The following is a 19134-nucleotide window of genomic DNA, read 5'->3' as shown; positions in this document are numbered from 1 at the left end:
AACAAATGCAGCCATCGCTATATCGTTCGATTTTTTCGACCGTAACCAATCATTTTATTCGACTATTCCCCCAAGCGGTTCGATGCGAGTTTGTTCCCAAGCCGCAAGGGCGACTGCCTCAAATCAAAGGAGAACAAAAATGGCGAAGGTACTGGTCCTTTATTATTCGACCTACGGACATATCGAGGCGATGGCCTATGCCATCGCGGAAGGCGCCCGCAAGACTGGCGCTCAAGTCGATGTCAAGCGGGTCCCAGAGACTGTTCCGGAGGAGATTGCCCGCAACAACCATTTCAAGCTCGACCAGACAGCACCGATCGCCACCGTCGCGGAACTTGCGGATTACGACGCCATCGTCGTCGGTACCGGCACCCGTTTCGGTCGCATCTCTTCACAGATGGCAGCCTTCCTTGATCAAGCCGGCGGCCTCTGGGCGCGCGGTGCCCTGAACGGCAAAATCGGCGGCGCCTTCTCCTCCAGCGCCACCCAGCACGGCGGGCAGGAGACCACCCTGTTCTCGATCATTACCAATCTCCTGCACTTCGGCATGATGATCGTCGGCCTTCCCTATAGCCACCAGGGCCAGATGAGTGCCGAGGAGATCGTCGGCGGTGCCCCGTATGGTGCAACCACGGTGGCCGGCGGCGACGGATCGCGCCGGCCGACCGAAATTGACCTCGCCGGCGCCCGTCACCAGGGCGAACTGGTGGCTGCTGCGGCCATCAAGGTCTTCGGCTAAGCCGATCGGCGGGAGGTTCGCGCCTCCGGCCCCACTCCACACCAACAATCAACCGGAAACATCGTCCCGCACGGGCGGGCGAGGAGCGAAGACATGTCTGCGGATTTCGACGGCAAAGTGGTACTGGTCACCGGCGCAGGCTCGGGGATCGGCCGGGAGGCGGCACGGCTGTTTGCCGAGTCCGGCGCGCATGTTTTCGCGGCCGACCTCAACTTGGACGGCCTTGAGGAGACCAGGGACATCTCCGCAGCCGGGAAAATCGAGATCTTCGGTGTCGACGTTTCGAGCGAAGAGCAGGTGAGGGCCTTCCTTGCGCGCATCGAAAAGGATGCGGGACGGCTGGATGCAGCATTCAACAATGCCGGCATCACCGGCGGCACCTACCGCATCGAGGACTACCCGATCGAGGATTTCGACCGGGTGCTGACCGTCAATCTGCGCAGTGTCTTCCTCGGCATGAAATATGAGCTTCCGCTGATCGCCAAGACCGGCGCCGGCGCGATCACCAACACCGCCTCCGTTGCCGCGCTGACCGGACCTGGCGGCATGAGCGCCTATGCCGCCTCCAAACACGGCATCCACGGCCTCACCCGCGTCGTGGCGATGGAAAACGCCAGCCGCAATATCCGCGTCAATGCACTCGCGCCCGGCTGGACCGAAACGCCGATGGTCGTGTCCAACAGCGCCCAGAACCCGGCTTTCGCCGATCTTGCACGGAAAGCCATCCCCGCCAAGCGGGGCGGACAGCCGCGCGAGCTCGCCGAAGTGGCCGTGTGGCTGAGCTCCCCGGCCGCAAGCTACGTCTTCGGCCAGATGATCGTCGTCGATGGCGGCATGACCATCGGCGGCTTCGAACTTTGACCCCTGACATCGAAGGATAAGACCATGACCAGAAGTGCAGAAAGCGAAGCGGCGATCGCAGTGGTCCGCCGGAACACCGAAGAGGTGCAAGGAAAGGGCAATTTCGCCATCTTCGACGAAGTCTTTTCGGAGGATTTTCTCGATCACACGCCGCAGCCAAACATGGTGCCGGACAAGGAAGGCGTGCGCGGCCTCTATGCCGGCCTGCGCAAGGCTTTTCCGGATTTCCATGCGGTCATCCACTGGCAAACGGCCGACGGCAATCTCGTGACAACCTTCAAGACCTACTACGGCACCCACAAGGGAACCTTCCTCGGCATTGAACCAACCGGCAAGACGATCCAGTTCGAGACGGTGGATGCCATGCGCGTCGTCGACGGCAAGATCACCGAACACTGGGGCGTCGCCAATCTCTATTCGCTCGTCGGCCAGCTCGGCCTCCAGCTTCAGCCGAAGGGCTGAGCCATCCCATTTTTCTGAAGGAACAGTACCATGAGTGACATTCTGAAGAACAAGGTGGTCATCGTGACCGGCGCGTCAAGCGGCATCGGCCGCGCCATCGCCATCCGCGCCGCCGAACACGGGGCGAAGGCCGTGATCGTCGCCGACATCACCGAGGCCCCGCGCGAAGGCGGCCGGCCTACGGTCGAGGAGATCGAGGCGATCGGCTCGGCCGCCCGCTTCGTCAAGACCGACGTCAGCAAACGCGCCGACAACGATGCGCTCGTCGAAGCCTCGGCCGAGTTCGGCGGCGTCGACGTCATGGTCGCCAATGCGGGCATTACGCTCCGCACCGATGGCGCCGACGTGCCGGAAGACGACTACCACCGCCTGCTGTCGATCAATCTCGACGGCCCGCTGTTCGGCGCGCAGGCCGCTGCCAGGCAAATGAAGGCGAACGGCAAGGGCGGCGGCATTGTGCTGATGGCCAGCATGGGCGGCATATCCGGCGCCGGAATCACCGTGGCCTATTCCACCAGCAAGGGCGGCGTCGTGCTGATGGCAAAATCGCTTGCCGACGCGCTCGGCCCGGACGGTATCCGCGTCAACGCGGACGCTCCTGGCACGATCGAAACCGAGCTTTTGCGCACTAGCCCCGGCATTGCCGAGGCTTCAGAAGGCTTTCGCAAGCGCACCCCGCTTCGCCGCCTCGGCCAGCCCTCCGAAGTGGGCGACGCTGTGGCCTATCTCGGCTCGGACCTCTCCAGCTACGTCTCGGGCATCGCCCTCCTCGTAGATGGCGGCCTGCTGGCCGTCCTCTGACCCATAAGGGAATCGGCGATAAAACGCCGAACGTGCTGGTTCATCAGGACATTGCCGTCCGGTGCCAGGCTTGGGCCAGCTGGGCATTCGAGGGCTAGAACCCCGAGGCCGGCCGTCTCAGGCGACGGCAAACCCTCATCATTTGAATCCGCTTGGCGGCAGGTCATGCCTGCCTAATGGAGAAGACCATGTCCTACGTCGTCAAATACAGCCAGTGGGGCGGCCCGTCCGTCCTGCGCATCGAGCAGGAAAATGCCCGCGCCCCGGGCGTCGGCGAGGTTCTGATCAAACAGGAAGCCATCGGCGTGAACTTCGTCGATACCATGTTCCGGGATGGAACGTTCAAGGTCGCCCTGCCTGCCGTCGCCGGCGTGGAGGGTGCCGGCACTGTGGAAGCGGTCGGACCGGGCGTGACCCGCTTCGCCGCTGGCGACCGGGTCGCCTACTTCTTCGCCCCCGGCAGCTATGCCACCCAGCGCATTGTCAGCGAAGACGTCCTCGTGAAGGTGCCCGACGACATCTCCGCAGAGAAGGCAGCGACAATCCTTACGAAGGGCCTCACCGCGTGGATGGCGATCAATGCCATGGCGAAGCCCGACAAAGACGCCCGCGTGCTCGTTCAGGGCGCGACGGGCGGCGTCGGCAATCTGCTTGCCCGCTGGCTGAGGGCGCGCGGCATAGCGGTCATCGGAACCGGTTCGAGCCGCAAGCTCGCCGATCTGGAGCAGGCGGTCGACCATGCGTTTGCATATGAAACACTCGCGCTTAACGACCACATCCGCAGCCTCGCTCCCAATGGCGTCGATGTCGTTTATGAATTGGTGGGAGCAACGACTTTCGCATCGACGCTCGGCTCCATCCGTGACGGCGGGACGATCGCCGTGATCGGCGCCGCATCCGGTGGCGCCGCCATCGACGAGGCGGAACTCAGCCGTCGCGGCATCCGCCTCGTGCGCGGCAGCACCGGGCAGCATGTGACGAAGGCCAACCTGCAATCCGCTGCCGACGAGGTGTTCGATGCCTGGCGCACCGGTGTGTTCGGTAAGATCAGCGCGCGGAAATATCCGCTCTCCGAAGCGCAGCGCGCCCATGCCGACATTCTCGAACGCCGCAGCAGCGGTCCGATGGTGCTTATCCCTTGATGCTGACAAACTTCATCCCGCCTTCCGGAATCTCGAGACGATCGAGGAGGCCCACCGCCGGCGCCTCAGCCCGTCGCTGGTGGAAGCTGTGGCGATGGCTGTCGTCCTGCTGCTGTTGCTAGCGACCAACTTCGATCGGTGGACCGGCAGTGCCAATGCCCCCTCAAAGGTCGCCGTTATCCACGAGAATGCGCTTGAACTCGATGATTGCCGGGCCGCTTTCCTGCCCGGCGACTGCTAAAGACAGCGATGGCGTCGCCTCGGAACGTGACGCCATTTTACCATGCGCCCTCTAGACCGAGCACCTGCCTTCGGCCGCAAAGGCACGGTTGCCGCGGTGATGCAAGCTACGCCTTGCGCTCAGTCTCGATCCATAACCGCTCAGTATCCAGAATGAAGAGGTTATGGGCTTCACGGCATCGACTGCGCATTCCATGCTGGCAAGGCACTCCTCGATCAGCGGCACGGCCGGGCTTCGGCGTCAGGCCGAAACATTTGAACTTGTCGACTGCACAGCCCGTTCAATTGCCAACCAGGCATCTCTTCTGCTCATTGAGGACGTCGTTCCCCATATCGAGAATGACAGTACGCTCGTGCCCACGCCAAGCGGTCGAAGCCGGGAGAGCGCGTCTGCTAAGCAGCGGCGATGGGCTCATCCACATCCTGACTTCGGAAATGGTCAACCAGGAAACTGGCCGCAGGGCCAGGGGGCGCATCAGTGCGATACACTGCCTGAAGGCGATAGGGGCCGCCTTTGCAATCGGGAAGGTCAAGCTGCACCAAACGACCCGCCACGATGTCATCACGTACCATCGGCTCGGGCATGTTGCCCCAACCAATGCCCTCTTTGAGGAGCATATGCTTTGCGCCCAGGTCGGCCAGACGCCACGTGTGATTTCCGACAACAGCAAACTCATGTCCCTGGGTGAGCGGAGACCTGTCGGTCAGGACCAACTGAATGTGTCTTCGTGCGGCTCCGGGCGGATGTGAACCGCCCGCCAGCGGATGGTCACGCGAGGCCACCGGTATCAGTTTGACGAACCCCACGCCGATGCGTTCAAGCCCGGCGATTTCGACATCGAGCGGGCCGCTAATGCCGATCCCGGCGTTTCGGTTCAGCACCATCTGGGTGACCGCTCCGAGCGCCTCAACATACAAGCGAAGCGATACGCTCGGGAACTCCTTCCGAAACGCCTTCAGCGCATCCATGACGCGCGCGGCGGGCAGCATGACATCAAGTGCGAGGTGAACCTCCGGCTCCACGCCGCGAAGCATGCTCTTCACCTTGGCGCGGAGGTTATCGATGCCATGAGCAACGCTCTTCGCCTCAGCAAGGACTGTCCTGCCCTCCAAGGTTAGCTGCGGCTTCTTCGTCGATAGCCGATCGAACAGCGTCACGCCCAGTTGCGCTTCAAGATTGGCGATCGTGTAGCTGATGACCGAGGTGGCTCGGTTAAGCTTGCGGGATGCGGCCGCGAAACTCCCGGTTTCAACCACGGTGATGAACACTTTTAGCTGATCCAGCGTCGGCTGGCCGGGATCTGACATTTCGAATTCCTCGATCGTTTCCGCCGAAATTATCTGAGTTTTCCGAAACGTCTAGTGGACTTATTTTCAGCTCATCGAAATTCAACCGTCGGAGCTGACGATGTCCTATTTGTCGAACGCTGATATCGAACAGGTGATCTTGCCTTCGAGCCGAGACCTTGGAGGTTTCTCTGTCCGCCGCGCGCTTCCTTCGGCCATGCGCCAGATGGTTGGTCCGTTCATATTTCTCGACAGTTTCGGACCGGTTCGTTTTGGGGCCGGCGAGGGGATCGATACCCGCCCCCATCCGCACATTGGACTATCGACCCTCACCTATCTTCTCGAAGGCGAACTGCTGCATCGTGACAGTGAAAGCTACGTACAATCGATCAGCCCGGGCGAAGTCAATCTGATGGTGGCCGGCTCCGGCATTGTTCACTCTGAACGCACGCCGGAGCACATTCGCAAGGACGGAGGGAAGCTCGCAGGCCTGCAGAGCTGGATTGCTCTTCCGAAACAGTCCGAAGAGACGACACCACGTTTCCAGCACCTAAGCGTCAACGAATTGCCGACGGTCAGTGGCGAGGGCATCAACATGAAGCTTCTCGCCGGCACCCTGCACGGCCGGCGCGCACCCACCGCCACCTTCTCTGATCTGTTTTCCGCCGACATTCAGCTTCAGGCCGGCGCCCGCTACAGGATCGATGGCGAGCATATCGAGCGAGCGATCTTCGTTGTCGACGGTGCAATCGAGATTGGCGGTCAGGACGGGACCCACGGGCCTGACCGTCTGATCGTGTTCAAGCCCGGCGCAGAAATCGTAGTGAAGGCGAGGCAACCATCCCGGTTCCTTGCGTTTGGAGGAGAACCGCTTCCGGAAAAGCGTTTCATCCGCTGGAATTTCGTAGCCACCGATCAAGATCGCATCCGCCATGCCGCCAATCTATGGCGCGAACGGCAATTCCCCGGCGTGCCGGGAGACGACGAGTTCATTCCCCTCCCCGACAACTTCAACTGACAATCTCAGCATATCAAGGAGAACGACCATGACGACATATGCAATCATTGGTTCTGGCGCGATCGGCTCTGCACTGGCAGAACGTTTCCACGCCGCAGGCATCGATGCCGTTATCGCCAACACACGCGGTGCGGCTTCGCTTCAGACGATCACCGACAAGTTTGGCAGCACGGTGAAGGCTGCGGAACTGGAGCAAGCTCTTCATTCCGACGTCATTATTTTGGCAGTGCCGTATGATGCTGTACCGCAAGTCGCTAAGAGAAAATCGGACTGGGAAGGCCGCATCATTGTAGATGCGACGAACGCTATCGATTTTCCTGCGTTCAAGCCGCGCGATCTCGGCGGCCGCCTGTCTTCGGAACTTGTCGCCGAACTGTTCCCCGGTGCTGAGCTCGTGAAGGCGTTCAACACGCTCCCGGCCGCTGTTCTGGCTGCGGATCCGGTCAAGGAAAGCGGTAGACGCGTGTTGTTCCTTTCCGGAAACTTTCCGGAAGCGCGCACGAAGGTCGCTGACCTGATCGCTCGCCTTGGTTTTGCGCCTTCCGATCTCGGCAGCTTCAAAACTTCTGGCTCTCTGCAGCATTTCGGACAGCCGCTCGTCGCTCTAAACCTGCTGAAGGATTGACAAATGGAGCCGCCCGCTTGACGGGCGGCATCCCTATTAGGTCACACGACTTCGCCATGCCATTCGAACGAGTACGGTCGTCGAAAACCGCGGCTAGGATTGAGCCAGCGACCGAGTTCAAAATGGGTCGACGGGGCAACCCATCGGCGAGCGCGTATAAAGTGTGGACCTTTCAGACAATCACTCTGAGCGTGTTATCTTTTGGCGCGACGAGGCGTCTCTGTTGTAGACGTGGGGAAGGTTATTCCGTGCAACTCGCCGCAGCTCCCAGAGACTGCGCAAAAACACAAGAAGACCTTGCCTGCGAAGACTATCATGTGGCGGCTTTGTGCCGACCGCGGGAGACAACCCTGTTCCCGACGTACGGTTGCTCTCACGTCACTAAGAAGCGTTGCGCGAAGACTAAGAATAGGAACGTCCATAGGACCATTGCCGAAGCCGTGCCATAACTGGGATGCGGGCGTTCCGCCAGCGATCGCCATCATCGTTGCAACCGCAAATCAACGGGGCGGAGATGCCGCATACTCGTCGTTGTTCGAAATTATCGACGATAATGCGCGAGAATATCCGGCTTTTTAGTCCGATCTCTTAATGGCAGTTTCTCCCCATGACGCAGCCACGGCGGCTGCGGCCCCAACCCAGGAGAAACGTCGATGTCTTATCCCGATGCAATCGCTGAGCGCGCTGAAATTCTTTCCCGGTCGATCCTCGTCAACGGCGTGACCCCGCTGGCCGGCCGTGTTCTTCTTGCCGCCATCTTCCTGCTTTCCGGCATCAGCAAGATCTCGGACCCGGCCGGAACGATAAGCTATATCCATATGGTCGGCCTACCCTTCCCCTCGCTGTCCTATGGCGCGGCAGTCGTGACGGAGATCGGCGGCGGCGGCGCACTGATCCTCGGCTTTCAGACCCGCATCGTTGCCCTGGTCCTGGGCCTGTTCAGCGTTGCCACGGCACTGACGTTCCACAACAACCTCAGCGATCTGAACCAGTTCATCCACTTCTTCAAGAACATCGCGATGGCCGGCGGTCTGCTCCAGATAGTGGGGTTCGGGGCGGGCCGATACAGCCTCGACGCCCGCCGCTAATCGAAGCACGCGATCAAAGGGAAAAGCCCGGACAGTCGTCCGGGCTTTTCGTGCTTTCATTTGCCCCATTCCGGACCGCCATCTGTGCAAGTCTGGCCACCATCGACCGGCAGGACGATCCCGGTGATCCAGGTAGCTTCATCACTGGGAAGAAAAGCGACCGCCGAGGCAATCTCTTGAGGTTGGCCTGCCCGTCTCAACGGTATCCGGTCCCAGGCTTTTTCGAGAAGCGCGTCATCATCCATGATCGCTTCCACCATTCCCGTGACGGTAAGTCCGGGCGCCACAGTATTGGCTCTGACCCCGAACTTGCCGAGGTCACAGGCCGCTGATCGGGTTAAATTTGCAACCCAACCCTTTGCAGCATTGTAGGCTGCATGGCTCCAGCCGCCACCTAGGGACGAGACGGAGCCGATGTTGACGATCGAACCCTTGGTCTTCTTGAGATGCGGAACCGCGGCACGGCTCATGTAAAAAACCCCGGAAAGGTCCGAGGCTATGCATTCATCCCAATCGTGATCGCTGGTCTCTTCGATAGTGCCGACGAGATTCATACCTGCAGCATTGACGAGAGTGTCGATGCGGCCGAACCGTTCGACGGTCGCTGCGACAAGGGCGTCGCAGTCCGACCGTGAGGAAACATTTGCGACGAAGATGCCACTGCGGTCGGCCGGCATCTTAGAGGCAACGTCCGACAAACGTTTCTCGGTTCTGCCGGAGATCATCACGGACGCTCCTTCCTCAAGAAGCCGATTGGCAATGGCGGCGCCGATACCGGAACCACCGCCCGTTACGATTACTACTTTTCCATCAAATCGCTTTGACATGACACACTCCTTCATTCTCCGTGGCGAAGGCCGCGGCAGTGTTGGTTCGCATTGGGTTTGGCTGGATTGGTTCAGTTGGCCGGGAAGTCGGCGGAACGAGACAAAGCTTCCCACGCAATGACGTTTGCCTTGAGGTCCTCCGCCTTCTTCAGGGCTGCGTCCGCGGCGTCATTGCCGAGCGGAAGATGGTGGGGCGGCTGTTGCGCCAGCACGGCCTCCCGGATGGCCTTCGCCGCACGCGCGGGGTCGCCGGCCTGCTTTCCGACCGATGCGTGGTAAGCACGACGTGCCTCGCCCGCTGTCGCCTCGTAATCCTCAATGGACGCGGAGACCTCGTTCGACGAGCCTGCCCATTCCGTCCGGAAGGCGCTGGGCTCGACGGTCATGACATTGATCCCGAGAGGGGCGACTTCTTTCCGAAGCGTATCCGACAGGCCTTCCACCGCAAATTTGGTGGCGCAGTAGTAGCCCACGCCAGTGTAGCCGACCAGGCCGCCGATTGATGTCAGATTGACGATCGTACCACTGCGGCGGGCTCGCATATGCGGAAGCACCGAATGGATCGTGTTGGCGACACCAAAGAAATTGACATCAAACAGGCGACGGGCGTCGGCTTCGGCGGTTTCTTCAATAGCACCGAAGAAACCGATCCCGGCGTTGTTGATCAGAACGTCGATGCGTCCGAAGTGTGCTTCTGCTGCATCAACGACCTTTTGGCACTGATCCTGGTCGATGACGTCGAGCGGGAGGATCAGGGCATCGCCCTTCTGCTCAAGATCCGCGATTTTGTCAGTCTTGCGAGCCGTCACCACGACCTTTTCACCGGCTTCCAGCAGGTGTTCCGCGATGTAGCGACCGAAGCCTGTAGAGCATCCGGTTACAAGCCAGACTTTAGGGTTTTGCGTGCTCATTTCATATACTCCTTTCTGTTTCAGGCCCGCGGAGACCGTTGCTGGTAGCCGCAGATTTCCACGTCTTCGACGCACAGGTCCGGGACCTTCGCCATGAAAGCCTGGACGTAAGGCGTGCTCATATGCAGTTCGAAGTCGGATGCATGCCGCCAGTCTTCGAGCACCATCCACACGTCGGGAACGTCATTGGATTGGTGGATCTGATAGCGTAGGCAGCCTTCCTCGTTGCGGGATGGAGCGACGAGCTGAAGCAGTTCGTCACCCAGATCGCGTGAGCGGCCCGGCTTTGCAGTGAAGTAGGCCACGTTAGTCAGTTCAGCCATTTCCGGTCTCCTTCTTGGATGGAGCGGCACCCGCATAATTTACGGCATGAGCGGATAAGATCTCTCGCCCCTATGCGGGAGCTGTCGCGATCTTGCTCTTTTCAGACTCCGTCGAGTGCGATGATGCGCGATGCGGCCGCAGCCTGCCGCTGTGCGGCCAATGGCGCGTATTCGGGTGATGCGAAGAGCTGACGGATCGCATCCTTGTCGGGAAACTCGATGATGAGCACGTTGGTGGCTGTCCAGCCTTCTAACTTCAGAGGGCTTTCATCGATGGCGATGAGCTTCCCACCGGCTTCGGCGACGAGCGGCAATGCCTTCGACCGGTAGTCTTCGATAGACTTCATGTCGTGGATGTCGAGATCGACAACGAGATAAGCAGACATGGCACTCTTCCTTTCGTAAGGGGTTTTCAGGTGTATTCTGGGACGGAGCCTCTCAGGGGAGATGGCGCCACTTGACCATGCGGTCTTTGAGATCGAGTGTGCTGCCATCGACGGTGAACGTGCCGTCACCGCGGTGATGCATCAGTCGACGCTCTTTTCGGTTCTCGTTGATCCAGATCCTCGTGGCCTCAAGGATGAAGAGGTTGTAAGGCTCTAAGAGCCTGGTATCGACGACTCGACATTCTATGTTGGCCAAGCAGTCGGAGAGGAGCGGTGCGGACACGTCCTTGGCAGGTCGTGTCCTTAGACCGTACCTTTGGAACTTGTCCACCTGATCGCCCGAGCAGTTCCCGACGTCGACAACGGTTTCGGCGAGATCGAGAGCGGGTACAGCGATGACACACTCGCCGGTTTTTCGGAGAGCCTGGTAGCTGTGATCCCAAGGCCCGATGACACAACCGATCAGCGGCGGGACATGCTGCATCATCATATGGAAGCCCATGGTCATCACGTTGGGCTTGCCGTTATCACTCGTTGAGACCATGACGATCGGGCCAGGTTCCAGGACGCGGTAGGCTTGAGAGGCGGGTAATTCCTTCATGACAATCTCCCTTGAACGGTCCCTGCATTGAGGCAGGGACCCTTCAGGGCCGGTTTGTTACCAGCCCTGCTCAACCGGCAGGACAAACAGCTCAGCGACGTCGACATGCGCCGGAGCCTGGGCGGCGAAGACGATGGTGCCGCCAATGTCCTCGCCCTGAAGGAAAGTCATCTGGCTGGCCAGCTCATCCATCTGCTTGCGGTAGCCCGGATCGGTGATGTGGTCGTAGAGCTCGGTGGCAACAGCGCCTGGCTGAATGCAGGTCACGCGGATGTTGTGCTTCTGGCCGACTTCCATGCGCAGTCCGTCGGAGAAGGCCGTGATCGCATGTTTCGTAGCGCAGTAGACGGAAAGACCCTTGAAGACCTTGCGGCCCGCGATCGAGGACATGTTGAAGATGTGGCCCGAATGCTGCTTGATCATCTGAGGCAGAACGGCGGCCGTCGTGTTGAGCACGCCCTTTACGTTCACGTCCACCATCCGGTGCCACTCGTCGACCTTGAACTGGTCGACGTCCGACAGTGGCATCAGGCCCGCATTGTTGACCAGGATGTCGATCGAGCCGTAGGCTTCGACAAGCCTCCTGACGCCAGTTTCGATGGCGCTCGGATCAACGACATCCATCTCGATCACCAGAGCCTCGCCGCCCTTAGCTTCAATCCGCTTCTTCAGGTCTTCGAGTTTTTCGGTCCGGCGAGCCGCGATGCCGACTTTTGCGCCGGCTTCAGCGAGCTTTACGGCGGTAGCGGCGCCAATGCCGCTCGACGCGCCAGTTACCAATGCGATCTTTCCGTTGAGGTTGGCCATTGTCTTCACTCCTTGTCTTTGAAGTCCACCACCGCGGTGGGCGTTTCGTTTCGACAAGGAGGAACCTAAGCGTTTCACGCCGGCCCTTCTCACGGGGCCTTGCGCGACCTGTCGCGATCTTGCTCAAATCGCAGACGGATGAAAAATCATCCTCGACGATAGTGGCTCGGCGGCAGACCTGTCTCGCGGCGGAAGACCTGGGCAAAGTGACTTGGGCTCGAATAGCCAACGGCCAGGCCAATCTCGATGATGCTCGTATCCGTTTCCTGCAGGAGCTGCTGTGCCTTGGCGACGCGCTGGCGAATGAGGTAGCGGGAGGGCGAAAGGCCGGTTGCCTTCTTAAACAGTCGGCTGAAATGAAACTCGCTCATGCCCACCGCGACGGCGAGCTGCGCCAGGTTGAACGGGTCAGCCAGGTGCGCTTCGAGATAGGCCATGGCGCGCCGAAGCTTAAAGCCTGGCAAAGCCGTCTGCCGATTGTCTTGCCGATCCTCCGATACGTAGTTGCGGATCAGGTGCACCGTGAGACTTTGAGCCAATCCTTGCACGAACAATTGGCTGCCTTTGCCTTCAGCGGCAAGTTCCTGATGGATCAAGGCCAATAGATGCGAGAGCTGCTCATCTTTCCCGCCGGAGACGTCGAGCAGCACGGGCGGCCCATCGCCGCCAAGCACCTCTTTGGCGACGCGCTCAAACAGAGGAACCGATAAATACAGATGCATCACCTGAAAGGGCGCTGTCCCAGTCGAACGCCAGCGCATTTCGTAAGGCGTCGCGGAACGGGTCAGGAAGAAGTCTCCGACCGACACGATATTGGATACCCAATCGCCGCCGAGTTCGCGCTCTTCGACATTCGCTTCGCCCGACATAACCCAGACGATCAGCGGTTCCGCAACAGCTGGGACAAGAAACGCTTCCTGCTTGTCGCGGCGGGAATAGACCTGAACGAACAGGTCGTTCCACGCCGGGCCATCGCCACTGACAAGCGTCCTGCCCGCGATGTATTGCTCAAGGCCGAGCGGCGAGGTCCGCTCAGGTGGAGCAGCCGCTTCGTCCCGGTCTTGCGAGACCTGCAAGGTGGGGCCCTTCGATAACGCTCCTTTCGAAAGTGGACCGCGAGAGATTTCTTCCGGCTCTTCCAAATTCACGACCTCCTGGCGAGTGCTCGCGCCAGGTTCCGTTTAATCACATCCGGGTTGCCCCGTCGTCACCTCTTGATGACCCGATGCGCAATTTGCTTCTGGAGGGAAGCCAAACACGACGGTTTCCGGGCCATTGGCGAGAAGCGGGGTAGATATCCGGCTACTTCTCGCGTGGGAGGTCGGCCTGCGATCGCTGTAGATGACGTGCGTTTGGGCCAACGTTCAGTAGACGGCCCGGTATACCAACGGCACCCAGTCGTAATTGTTCTCATCGCGGCGAACATGTCCGATCCCCGGAAAAGCATGATGCGCACCGGCGACCAGATAGCGCCCGTCGGCCGCCTCAGCAAAAGCCGTCGCGCGGGTTGCTGCAGCGGCGTTCTGGTCGACGTCAAATGCGACCGTGACATCCGGATGATCATATTGCAGCACGTCCCCATGGGCGACATCGCCCCAAAACACGATCTTCTCGCCCTTGCTCTCGACAATGATACCACTGTGACCGGGCGTATGGCCGGAAAGCAGAACGGACGCAAAACCAGGAAGCGGTGCGCCATTGTCATCGAATGTTTCAAGCTTCTCGGCGTCGACATACGGCCCGAGGCACCTTTCGGCCTGGGCGATCTGTGGCCCAAGTACCTGGTCGGCCTTCGCTTTGGCTTTTGCCTTCAGCCAGAATTCAGCTTCCCGGCGGTTGACGTGCAGAATGGCGTTTTTGTAGACGGGATCATCGCCCGAAACCAGTCCGCCCGAGTGGTCGGCGTGGATGTGGGTTAAAATGACGTCGTCGATTTCCGCGGGCTTATAGCCCGATGCTTCGATATTCGACACAAGTTTGCCCAGCGCGGGACCCATCAGGTCGCCTGTGCCGGTATCCACCAGCACGAGGCGCTCACCCGTGTTGACAAGGTAGGCATTCACGGAAACTTCTGCCGCGCCCGATTGAAACCGGTCGGTCAAATAGGTGTCGATTTCGTTCTCGGCCATGCTCTGGTAGATCTTCGACATCGGCAGTTTCACCGTTCCGTCGGAAAGCGCCGTGATCTCGTAGTCGCCGAGCTTCATCCGATAAAACCCCGCCGCCTGCGTGCCGACCATGGGCGCCTTGGCGAAGCTGGTGGCAGGGAGTCCGATCCCGGTCCCTGCGGCCGCGCCAAATACAGCTGTATTGATGAGAAAAGAACGACGAGTTTGCATGAAAGGCTCCAGATGTACGCGAGGTGGCAAGAGCGGCCTTGAACTGACCTGGAGACTAAATATGTACCGTAAGATCAACGCGCAAATCGATGTGGGTCATGACAACTATCGATCATTTCAATCTTCGCTCTTTCGATCTCAATCTTCTTGTCGCCTTTGACGCATTGATGACTGAGGGGAACGTGACCAAGGCCGCACGACGTCTGAAAATCCAACAGCCGGCGATGAGCCATTCTCTTTCGACGCTGCGTGTGCTGTTGCAGGATGAGCTCTTTATACGCGTTGGCCAAACCATGCAGCCGACCGCGCGAGCGCAAAGCCTCGCGGTTCCGATAAGGAAGGCATTAAGGCAGGCGCAACTGGCGTTAACGGGAGGCGAGGAATTTAATCCCGCCACGGAAGAGCGAATATTCCGGATCGCCATGTCCCCGGAAATCGAACTGCTGCTCATTCCAGATCTGACCGCGCGGCTGCGGCGACTGGCTCCAGGGATCAAGCTCCTCGCGCGTGTTTTTCCACATGAGGCGATCGAGCCTTCTCTGGAGGATGGATCGATCGATCTCGCCGTTGGCTGCACCTACTCCATGACCAGCCGCAGGTCGTTTGAGAAGCTTTATGACACCGGGGTGTCGTGCTGTTTCAATGCGGATCTCATGACCCTCACCAATCCAGTCGGCCTGGCTGAGTATCTTTCAGCTGAGCATTCCACCATATCCCAGAACGAGACACTGCAGGGGTGCATCAAAGATGCCCTTCAAATCGCTGGTGTCGATATCAACGTCGTTGCTGCCGCCCCAGGATACATGTCTGTTCTTTCAGCAGCGCAACTCAGTCCCGTAATTGCCACCGTGCCGACAAGGATCGCAGAACGCTACGGTCCTCTGTTGGGTCTAGAGGTCAGCCCATTGCCTGTCTCATTGACCTTCCCTGCGGTGAACATGGTTTGGGCGAAACATGCCGACACTGATCCAGCGAATGGCTGGCTTCGCCAGCAGATACGCGAGAGTTTTGCCCGCACGGGCCTTACCGAAGCGATCGCCGAACAAGAACTAGGTTCGAGTCTGGTGTTCGCCTGACCACTGATCACGGTGGCGAAGTCCGGTACGGGTGTGTCTAACCCTTTTCCAAGCGCGGCTTGAGCATTCAAGCGTCTGGCGACTTGCCGGAAAGATGCAGCAACGGCTTCAAATCTTTCCAATAGAAAACCAATATACGTGAGGAAACGCTAAATTAACCAAAACGCTGCAATTTTTGGTTGGTCGCCATCGTTCGTTCACGCAAATCCCCGCTGGCACTCAGAGCCGCAGCCACGGAGCAAGTTTGCGGTTCTGCCAATTTATCTCATGGCACCAGCGCGGTTCTGGCGGGAGGATGACAATGATGGGAAAGGTAATACGCGCCGCAGCAATCGTGCTGCTGATCATCTCAGCCACCGTTCTGATCTGGGTGATTTTGTCGCTCACGTGAGCGGAGCTGATGACGGTAGTGATCTCGCTCGCAGACGGTCGCGATTAAACGATGTCCGTGACTGCGCGCGGCGGCGCAGAGGCGTGGACTGCGAAAGCGGCACCTTCCTTCGATACAAGGTCCCTATAAACCAAAGACCGCGACCGCTGATTTGACGATGATCCCACCATCCGGACTTCTGCGCATATGTGGACGGCCCGTCGCGGCGCGAAAGATTTGCAGCAATGGCAGCGCTGGGGGCACTTACGACCACATGGTTTTCATGCGTTCCCTGGACGCGATTTAATAGCCCGAAGCGGACAATCAATTCGTTACGCGGGGACGCGGTTTTGCGCGCCATGTCGGTTGTCCAGGCTACTCGAACGAGATCCTAGAAGCCGAGGGTCTGCTTTCCGCTCATTCCTTGCGGAATGGCAGATCAGTGACCGACTGGCCGCGAACCGGTCATTCACGCCTTGCAAATCTGTCCGCTTGGAGCGTTGAAGAGACAAGCAAGCTTCTCCACTGGCGGTTCAATTAGCTCACTCTCGCGAGCTCACGCGCAAGTTCCAAGAGCGCCCTGACCCCGGCTGACAGATGTCGGCGCCCAGGGTAGTAAAGGCAAAGCCCCGGATACGGTGGCGTCCAGTCTTCCAGTACACGGACGACGCGCCCCGCCTCAATGTCCGGGAAAATGTCTTGCTCGAAGATGTAGGCTATACCGGCGCTTTCCAGGACAGCGGTTCTCGTGAGGCTAGCCTCGTCCAGCGATATCGGGCCGCGTGCATCGATTTGCACCTGCTCCCCGTCCTTCTCGAAACGCCACCGAAACAGGGAGCCATCGGGGAGGCGAACGCGAATGCATCGATGGCTGAGGAGGTCGGGAGGGACCACCGGCTTCCCATGCCTCTCGAAGTATTCAGGAGACCCAACCACAGCATGTCGCTGAGGCCGGCCGAGCGAAACTGCAATCATGTCGCTGGGAACGAGGCCCGCAACCCTGACTCCCAGATCAAACCCGTCCTTGACGATATCGACCATCTTTCCTTCAGTTACAATATCGACATTCATGTCGGGATAGCGGCGCAGGAACTCAAGCACGAGCGGCGAGATGATTGCGCGCGCCGCGAAGGGCGCCGCGTTGATCCGTATTGTTCCGGAAGGTGTCTCACGTTGCGCCCGCACCGAATCCAAGGCGGCATAGAGATCTTGAAGCGAGGGCGCCACCTGCTGCACAAAGAGCCTGCCGGCATCCGTCAGCGACACGCTGCGTGTGGTGCGGTTGAATAATCGCACCCCAAGCTCCGCCTCAAGCCTGCCTATTGTGTGGCTCAACGCTGTCGTAGACATGCCAAGATCAATGGCCGCTGCGCGGAATGTGCCGCGCCGGGCAATAGCGATTACCGCTTCAAGTTCCTTCAGGTTGGCTTGTTCCATTGTCCCGATCTGTTCATTGCTGCATGCCGGTTTATCCCACTTATTTACGCAATGGTCGAGCGCTACTATCAGGTCAGCCAATGAGGAGAACCACAATGGATATGCCCGATATCGTGAACATGTACTTTGACGCTGACAGCGGCAGCAACGCGGATGCGCTGTCGGAGACCTTTGCGATCGAAGCCGTTGTCGAAGATGAGGGATCGCGCCATCAAGGCGTGGTCGCTATCCGTGAATGGTGGGTGGCTGCGAAGGAGGCGACGCAGTACGTTTCTGAACCGTTCGAATCCACCGTTGACGGCAACAAAGTGCTCGTCCGAGCCAAAGTTGGCGGCCAGTTTCCCGGCAGTCCGGTGACGCTCTCATATGCCTTCACCATCGAGGACGGCAAGATCGCCTGGCTGGAGATCCGGTGATGACAGACTTTCTCAACCTGAGAGGCAAGCGAGCCCTCATTACTGCTGGAACCAAGGGCGCCGGGGCTGCGACCGTCAGCCTGTTTCGGGACCTCGGCGCGCAGGTGTTGACGACCGCGCGGACGCGTCCTGAGAACCTGCCGGAAGAATTGTTTGTCGAGGCCGATCTCACGACTGAAGAGGGGTGCGCGGCCGTCGCGGACGTTACGCGTCAACGTCTCGGCAACGTCGATATCATCGTTCATATGCTGGGTGGTTCGGCAGCAGCTGGCGGTGGCTTTGGGGCGCTAACTGATGCCGAGTGGTACAACGAAATGTCTCTCAATCTTTTTCCCGCTGTTCGACTGGATCGCGAACTGGTTCCAGACATGGTCGAACGGGGAACCGGTGTGGTTGTGCATGTCACGTCCATCCAAAGATTGCTACCTCTCCCGGAAGCGACCACGGCTTATGCCGCAGCAAAGGCGGCACTCTCGACTTATAGCAAGGCCATGTCCAAGGAGGTATCGCCCAAGGGCGTCCGCGTCGTGCGAGTGTCTCCGGGTTGGATCGAAACGGAAGCGTCCGTTCACTTGGCCCAGCGCTTGGCGTACAAGGCGGGTACGGATCTTGAGGGTGGCAAGAAGATCATCATGGATAGTTTGGGCGGCATACCTCTCGGGCGCCCTGCCAAACCGACGGAAGTGGCAAATCTGATTGCCTTCCTGGCATCGGACCGCGCTGCATCGATCACAGGTACCGAATACACCATCGATGGAGGAACTGTGCCGACAGCCTAGATCGAGACGCCTTCGCAGATCAAGCGGGCGCGTCCCATCCGCCGATCTGTGAATAGATGGCGTCGCGGAGATGCCGGACATCGCGATTCAAGGATGCCAACTCCTGGGGCGTCTGTGTAGAGGCTGCGAGCAATGTGTCGCTGAGGCAGCCGGCCCGGTGCTGCAACGTGCGTCCCTCGTTCGTCAATGCAACGACAACCTGCCGCTCATTGCTCAGATTTCGTGTCCGTCGCAGCAAGCCTGATGCTTCCAGCCGCTTTAGAAGCGGCGTAAGCGTGCTGGATTCCAGGGCGAGGGTATGGGCGATGGCACCAACCGTCTGCTCGTCTTCGCGCCAGAGAACGTTGAGCACGAGGTACTGCGGATAGGTCAAACCCAACTCGTCAAGCACTTGCTTGTAGGCACGCTGGATAGCGATGCCAGCGGTGTAGATTGCGTAGCAGAGCTGATCGCTGAGCGGCGGCGGGTCGTTATGTCGTTTCGTCATTTTGAGCTCCTGTCGGCGCAGAATTAGCAAAAAGTACTGCAAAAAACAATATTGCGATAAATTTTGTTGACACGAAGAATGAAAACTGACAGGCATTATTTATCGCGATAAC

General features: G+C 59.3%; 23 protein-coding genes and 1 pseudogene. 12 read left to right on the top strand and 12 right to left on the bottom strand.

Annotation, left to right across the window (positions count from 1 at the left end):
• Positions 1-139 precede the first annotated feature (139 nt).
• From wrbA to OVA00_RS33985, 6 genes are all read left to right on the top strand, one after another.
• Positions 140-739, top strand: a complete 600-nt coding sequence (gene wrbA, locus OVA00_RS34010) for an NAD(P)H:quinone oxidoreductase (RefSeq protein ID WP_060528814.1) — start codon at positions 140-142, stop codon at positions 737-739.
• A 93-nt stretch (positions 740-832) separates the two neighbouring features.
• The gene (locus tag OVA00_RS34005) at positions 833-1600 is read left to right on the top strand and encodes an SDR family NAD(P)-dependent oxidoreductase (RefSeq protein ID WP_192358335.1); all 768 of its coding nucleotides are present in this window, start codon (positions 833-835) and stop codon (positions 1598-1600) included.
• A 24-nt stretch (positions 1601-1624) separates the two neighbouring features.
• The gene (locus OVA00_RS34000) at positions 1625-2062 is read left to right on the top strand and encodes an ester cyclase (RefSeq protein ID WP_034799869.1); all 438 of its coding nucleotides are present in this window, start codon (positions 1625-1627) and stop codon (positions 2060-2062) included.
• A gap of 30 nt (positions 2063-2092) precedes the next feature.
• Positions 2093-2863: an SDR family oxidoreductase gene (locus OVA00_RS33995; protein WP_268090595.1), complete on the top strand. Its 771-nt coding sequence runs from the start codon at positions 2093-2095 to the stop codon at positions 2861-2863.
• A 188-nt stretch (positions 2864-3051) separates the two neighbouring features.
• Complete coding sequence (locus tag OVA00_RS33990) at positions 3052-4005, top strand: alcohol dehydrogenase catalytic domain-containing protein (protein WP_060608723.1); 954 nt, start codon at positions 3052-3054, stop codon at positions 4003-4005.
• 94 nt (positions 4006-4099) lie between these two features.
• On the top strand, positions 4100-4246 hold the full coding sequence (locus OVA00_RS33985; RefSeq protein WP_268090593.1) for a hypothetical protein: 147 nt from the start codon (positions 4100-4102) through the stop codon (positions 4244-4246).
• Between the two features lie 392 nt (positions 4247-4638).
• On the opposite strand, the gene OVA00_RS33980 is transcribed toward OVA00_RS33985, so the two are convergent.
• A complete protein-coding gene (locus tag OVA00_RS33980) occupies positions 4639-5553 on the bottom strand; it encodes a LysR family transcriptional regulator (RefSeq protein ID WP_034799859.1) in 915 nt (304 codons plus the stop codon).
• Positions 5554-5653: 100 nt separating this feature from the next.
• On the opposite strand from OVA00_RS33980, the gene OVA00_RS33975 reads away from it, so the two are divergent.
• From OVA00_RS33975 to OVA00_RS33965, 3 genes are all read left to right on the top strand, one after another.
• Complete coding sequence (locus OVA00_RS33975) at positions 5654-6550, top strand: pirin family protein (protein WP_268090592.1); 897 nt, start codon at positions 5654-5656, stop codon at positions 6548-6550.
• A complete protein-coding gene (locus tag OVA00_RS33970; protein WP_268090591.1) occupies positions 6465-7175 on the top strand; it encodes an NADPH-dependent F420 reductase in 711 nt (236 codons plus the stop codon). The genes OVA00_RS33975 and OVA00_RS33970 overlap by 86 nt, the downstream gene beginning before the upstream one ends.
• Before the next feature lie 653 nt (positions 7176-7828).
• Positions 7829-8263, top strand: a complete 435-nt coding sequence (locus OVA00_RS33965; protein ID WP_268090590.1) for a DoxX family protein — start codon at positions 7829-7831, stop codon at positions 8261-8263.
• A gap of 56 nt (positions 8264-8319) precedes the next feature.
• Here OVA00_RS33965 and OVA00_RS33960 read toward each other — a convergent pair whose 3' ends face one another.
• The 8 genes from OVA00_RS33960 to OVA00_RS33925 form a co-directional block, all read right to left on the bottom strand.
• On the bottom strand, positions 8320-9090 hold the full coding sequence (locus OVA00_RS33960) for an SDR family NAD(P)-dependent oxidoreductase (protein WP_326494177.1): 771 nt from the start codon (positions 9088-9090) through the stop codon (positions 8320-8322).
• Between the two features lie 71 nt (positions 9091-9161).
• Positions 9162-10001: an oxidoreductase gene (locus OVA00_RS33955; RefSeq protein WP_060608865.1), complete on the bottom strand. Its 840-nt coding sequence runs from the start codon at positions 9999-10001 to the stop codon at positions 9162-9164.
• A gap of 20 nt (positions 10002-10021) precedes the next feature.
• Positions 10022-10324, bottom strand: coding sequence for a putative quinol monooxygenase (locus OVA00_RS33950; protein WP_113080614.1), 303 nt, complete (start codon positions 10322-10324; stop codon positions 10022-10024).
• Positions 10325-10425: 101 nt separating this feature from the next.
• Positions 10426-10710, bottom strand: a complete 285-nt coding sequence (locus tag OVA00_RS33945) for a DUF1330 domain-containing protein (RefSeq protein WP_090428604.1) — start codon at positions 10708-10710, stop codon at positions 10426-10428.
• A gap of 52 nt (positions 10711-10762) precedes the next feature.
• Complete coding sequence (locus OVA00_RS33940) at positions 10763-11311, bottom strand: flavin reductase family protein (protein WP_268090588.1); 549 nt, start codon at positions 11309-11311, stop codon at positions 10763-10765.
• Positions 11312-11368: 57 nt separating this feature from the next.
• Positions 11369-12118 carry an SDR family oxidoreductase gene (locus OVA00_RS33935; RefSeq protein WP_268090587.1) on the bottom strand — a complete coding sequence of 250 codons (750 nt, stop codon included), beginning with the start codon at positions 12116-12118 and terminating at the stop codon, positions 11369-11371.
• Positions 12119-12264: 146 nt separating this feature from the next.
• A complete protein-coding gene (locus OVA00_RS33930) occupies positions 12265-13194 on the bottom strand; it encodes an AraC family transcriptional regulator (protein ID WP_268091142.1) in 930 nt (309 codons plus the stop codon).
• 288 nt (positions 13195-13482) lie between these two features.
• Positions 13483-14457, bottom strand: coding sequence for an MBL fold metallo-hydrolase (locus OVA00_RS33925; RefSeq protein ID WP_268090586.1), 975 nt, complete (start codon positions 14455-14457; stop codon positions 13483-13485).
• A 98-nt stretch (positions 14458-14555) separates the two neighbouring features.
• Here OVA00_RS33925 and OVA00_RS33920 point away from each other — a divergent pair, with 98 nt between their 5' ends.
• Positions 14556-15533 carry a LysR substrate-binding domain-containing protein gene (locus tag OVA00_RS33920; RefSeq protein ID WP_268090585.1) on the top strand — a complete coding sequence of 326 codons (978 nt, stop codon included), beginning with the start codon at positions 14556-14558 and terminating at the stop codon, positions 15531-15533.
• 514 nt (positions 15534-16047) lie between these two features.
• Here OVA00_RS33920 and OVA00_RS33915 read toward each other — a convergent pair.
• Positions 16048-16197: pseudogene (locus OVA00_RS33915) on the bottom strand (IS1595 family transposase); the annotation flags it as partial.
• 243 nt (positions 16198-16440) lie between these two features.
• A complete protein-coding gene (locus OVA00_RS33910; RefSeq protein ID WP_268090584.1) occupies positions 16441-17340 on the bottom strand; it encodes a LysR family transcriptional regulator in 900 nt (299 codons plus the stop codon).
• A gap of 95 nt (positions 17341-17435) precedes the next feature.
• Between OVA00_RS33910 and OVA00_RS33905 the strand changes: the two genes are divergently transcribed.
• Together OVA00_RS33905 and OVA00_RS33900 are read left to right on the top strand one after the other, a co-directional pair.
• Positions 17436-17756 carry a nuclear transport factor 2 family protein gene (locus tag OVA00_RS33905; protein WP_268090583.1) on the top strand — a complete coding sequence of 107 codons (321 nt, stop codon included), beginning with the start codon at positions 17436-17438 and terminating at the stop codon, positions 17754-17756.
• Positions 17756-18535, top strand: a complete 780-nt coding sequence (locus OVA00_RS33900; RefSeq protein ID WP_112773210.1) for an SDR family oxidoreductase — start codon at positions 17756-17758, stop codon at positions 18533-18535. Before OVA00_RS33905 ends, OVA00_RS33900 begins: the two co-directional genes overlap by 1 nt.
• A gap of 19 nt (positions 18536-18554) precedes the next feature.
• Here the strand turns inward: OVA00_RS33900 and OVA00_RS33895 are convergent, their stop codons facing one another.
• Positions 18555-19022 (bottom strand): MarR family winged helix-turn-helix transcriptional regulator, encoded by a 468-nt coding sequence (locus tag OVA00_RS33895; protein WP_034799823.1) that lies wholly within the window; start codon positions 19020-19022, stop codon positions 18555-18557.
• Positions 19023-19134: the final 112 nt, after the last annotated feature.

This window comes from Ensifer sp. SL37 (assembly GCF_026672675.1).
Classification (GTDB): domain Bacteria; phylum Pseudomonadota; class Alphaproteobacteria; order Rhizobiales; family Rhizobiaceae; genus Ensifer; species Ensifer adhaerens.
Note: the sequence above shows the minus strand (reverse complement) of the source record. Positions and strands in the feature narration are given on the sequence as shown.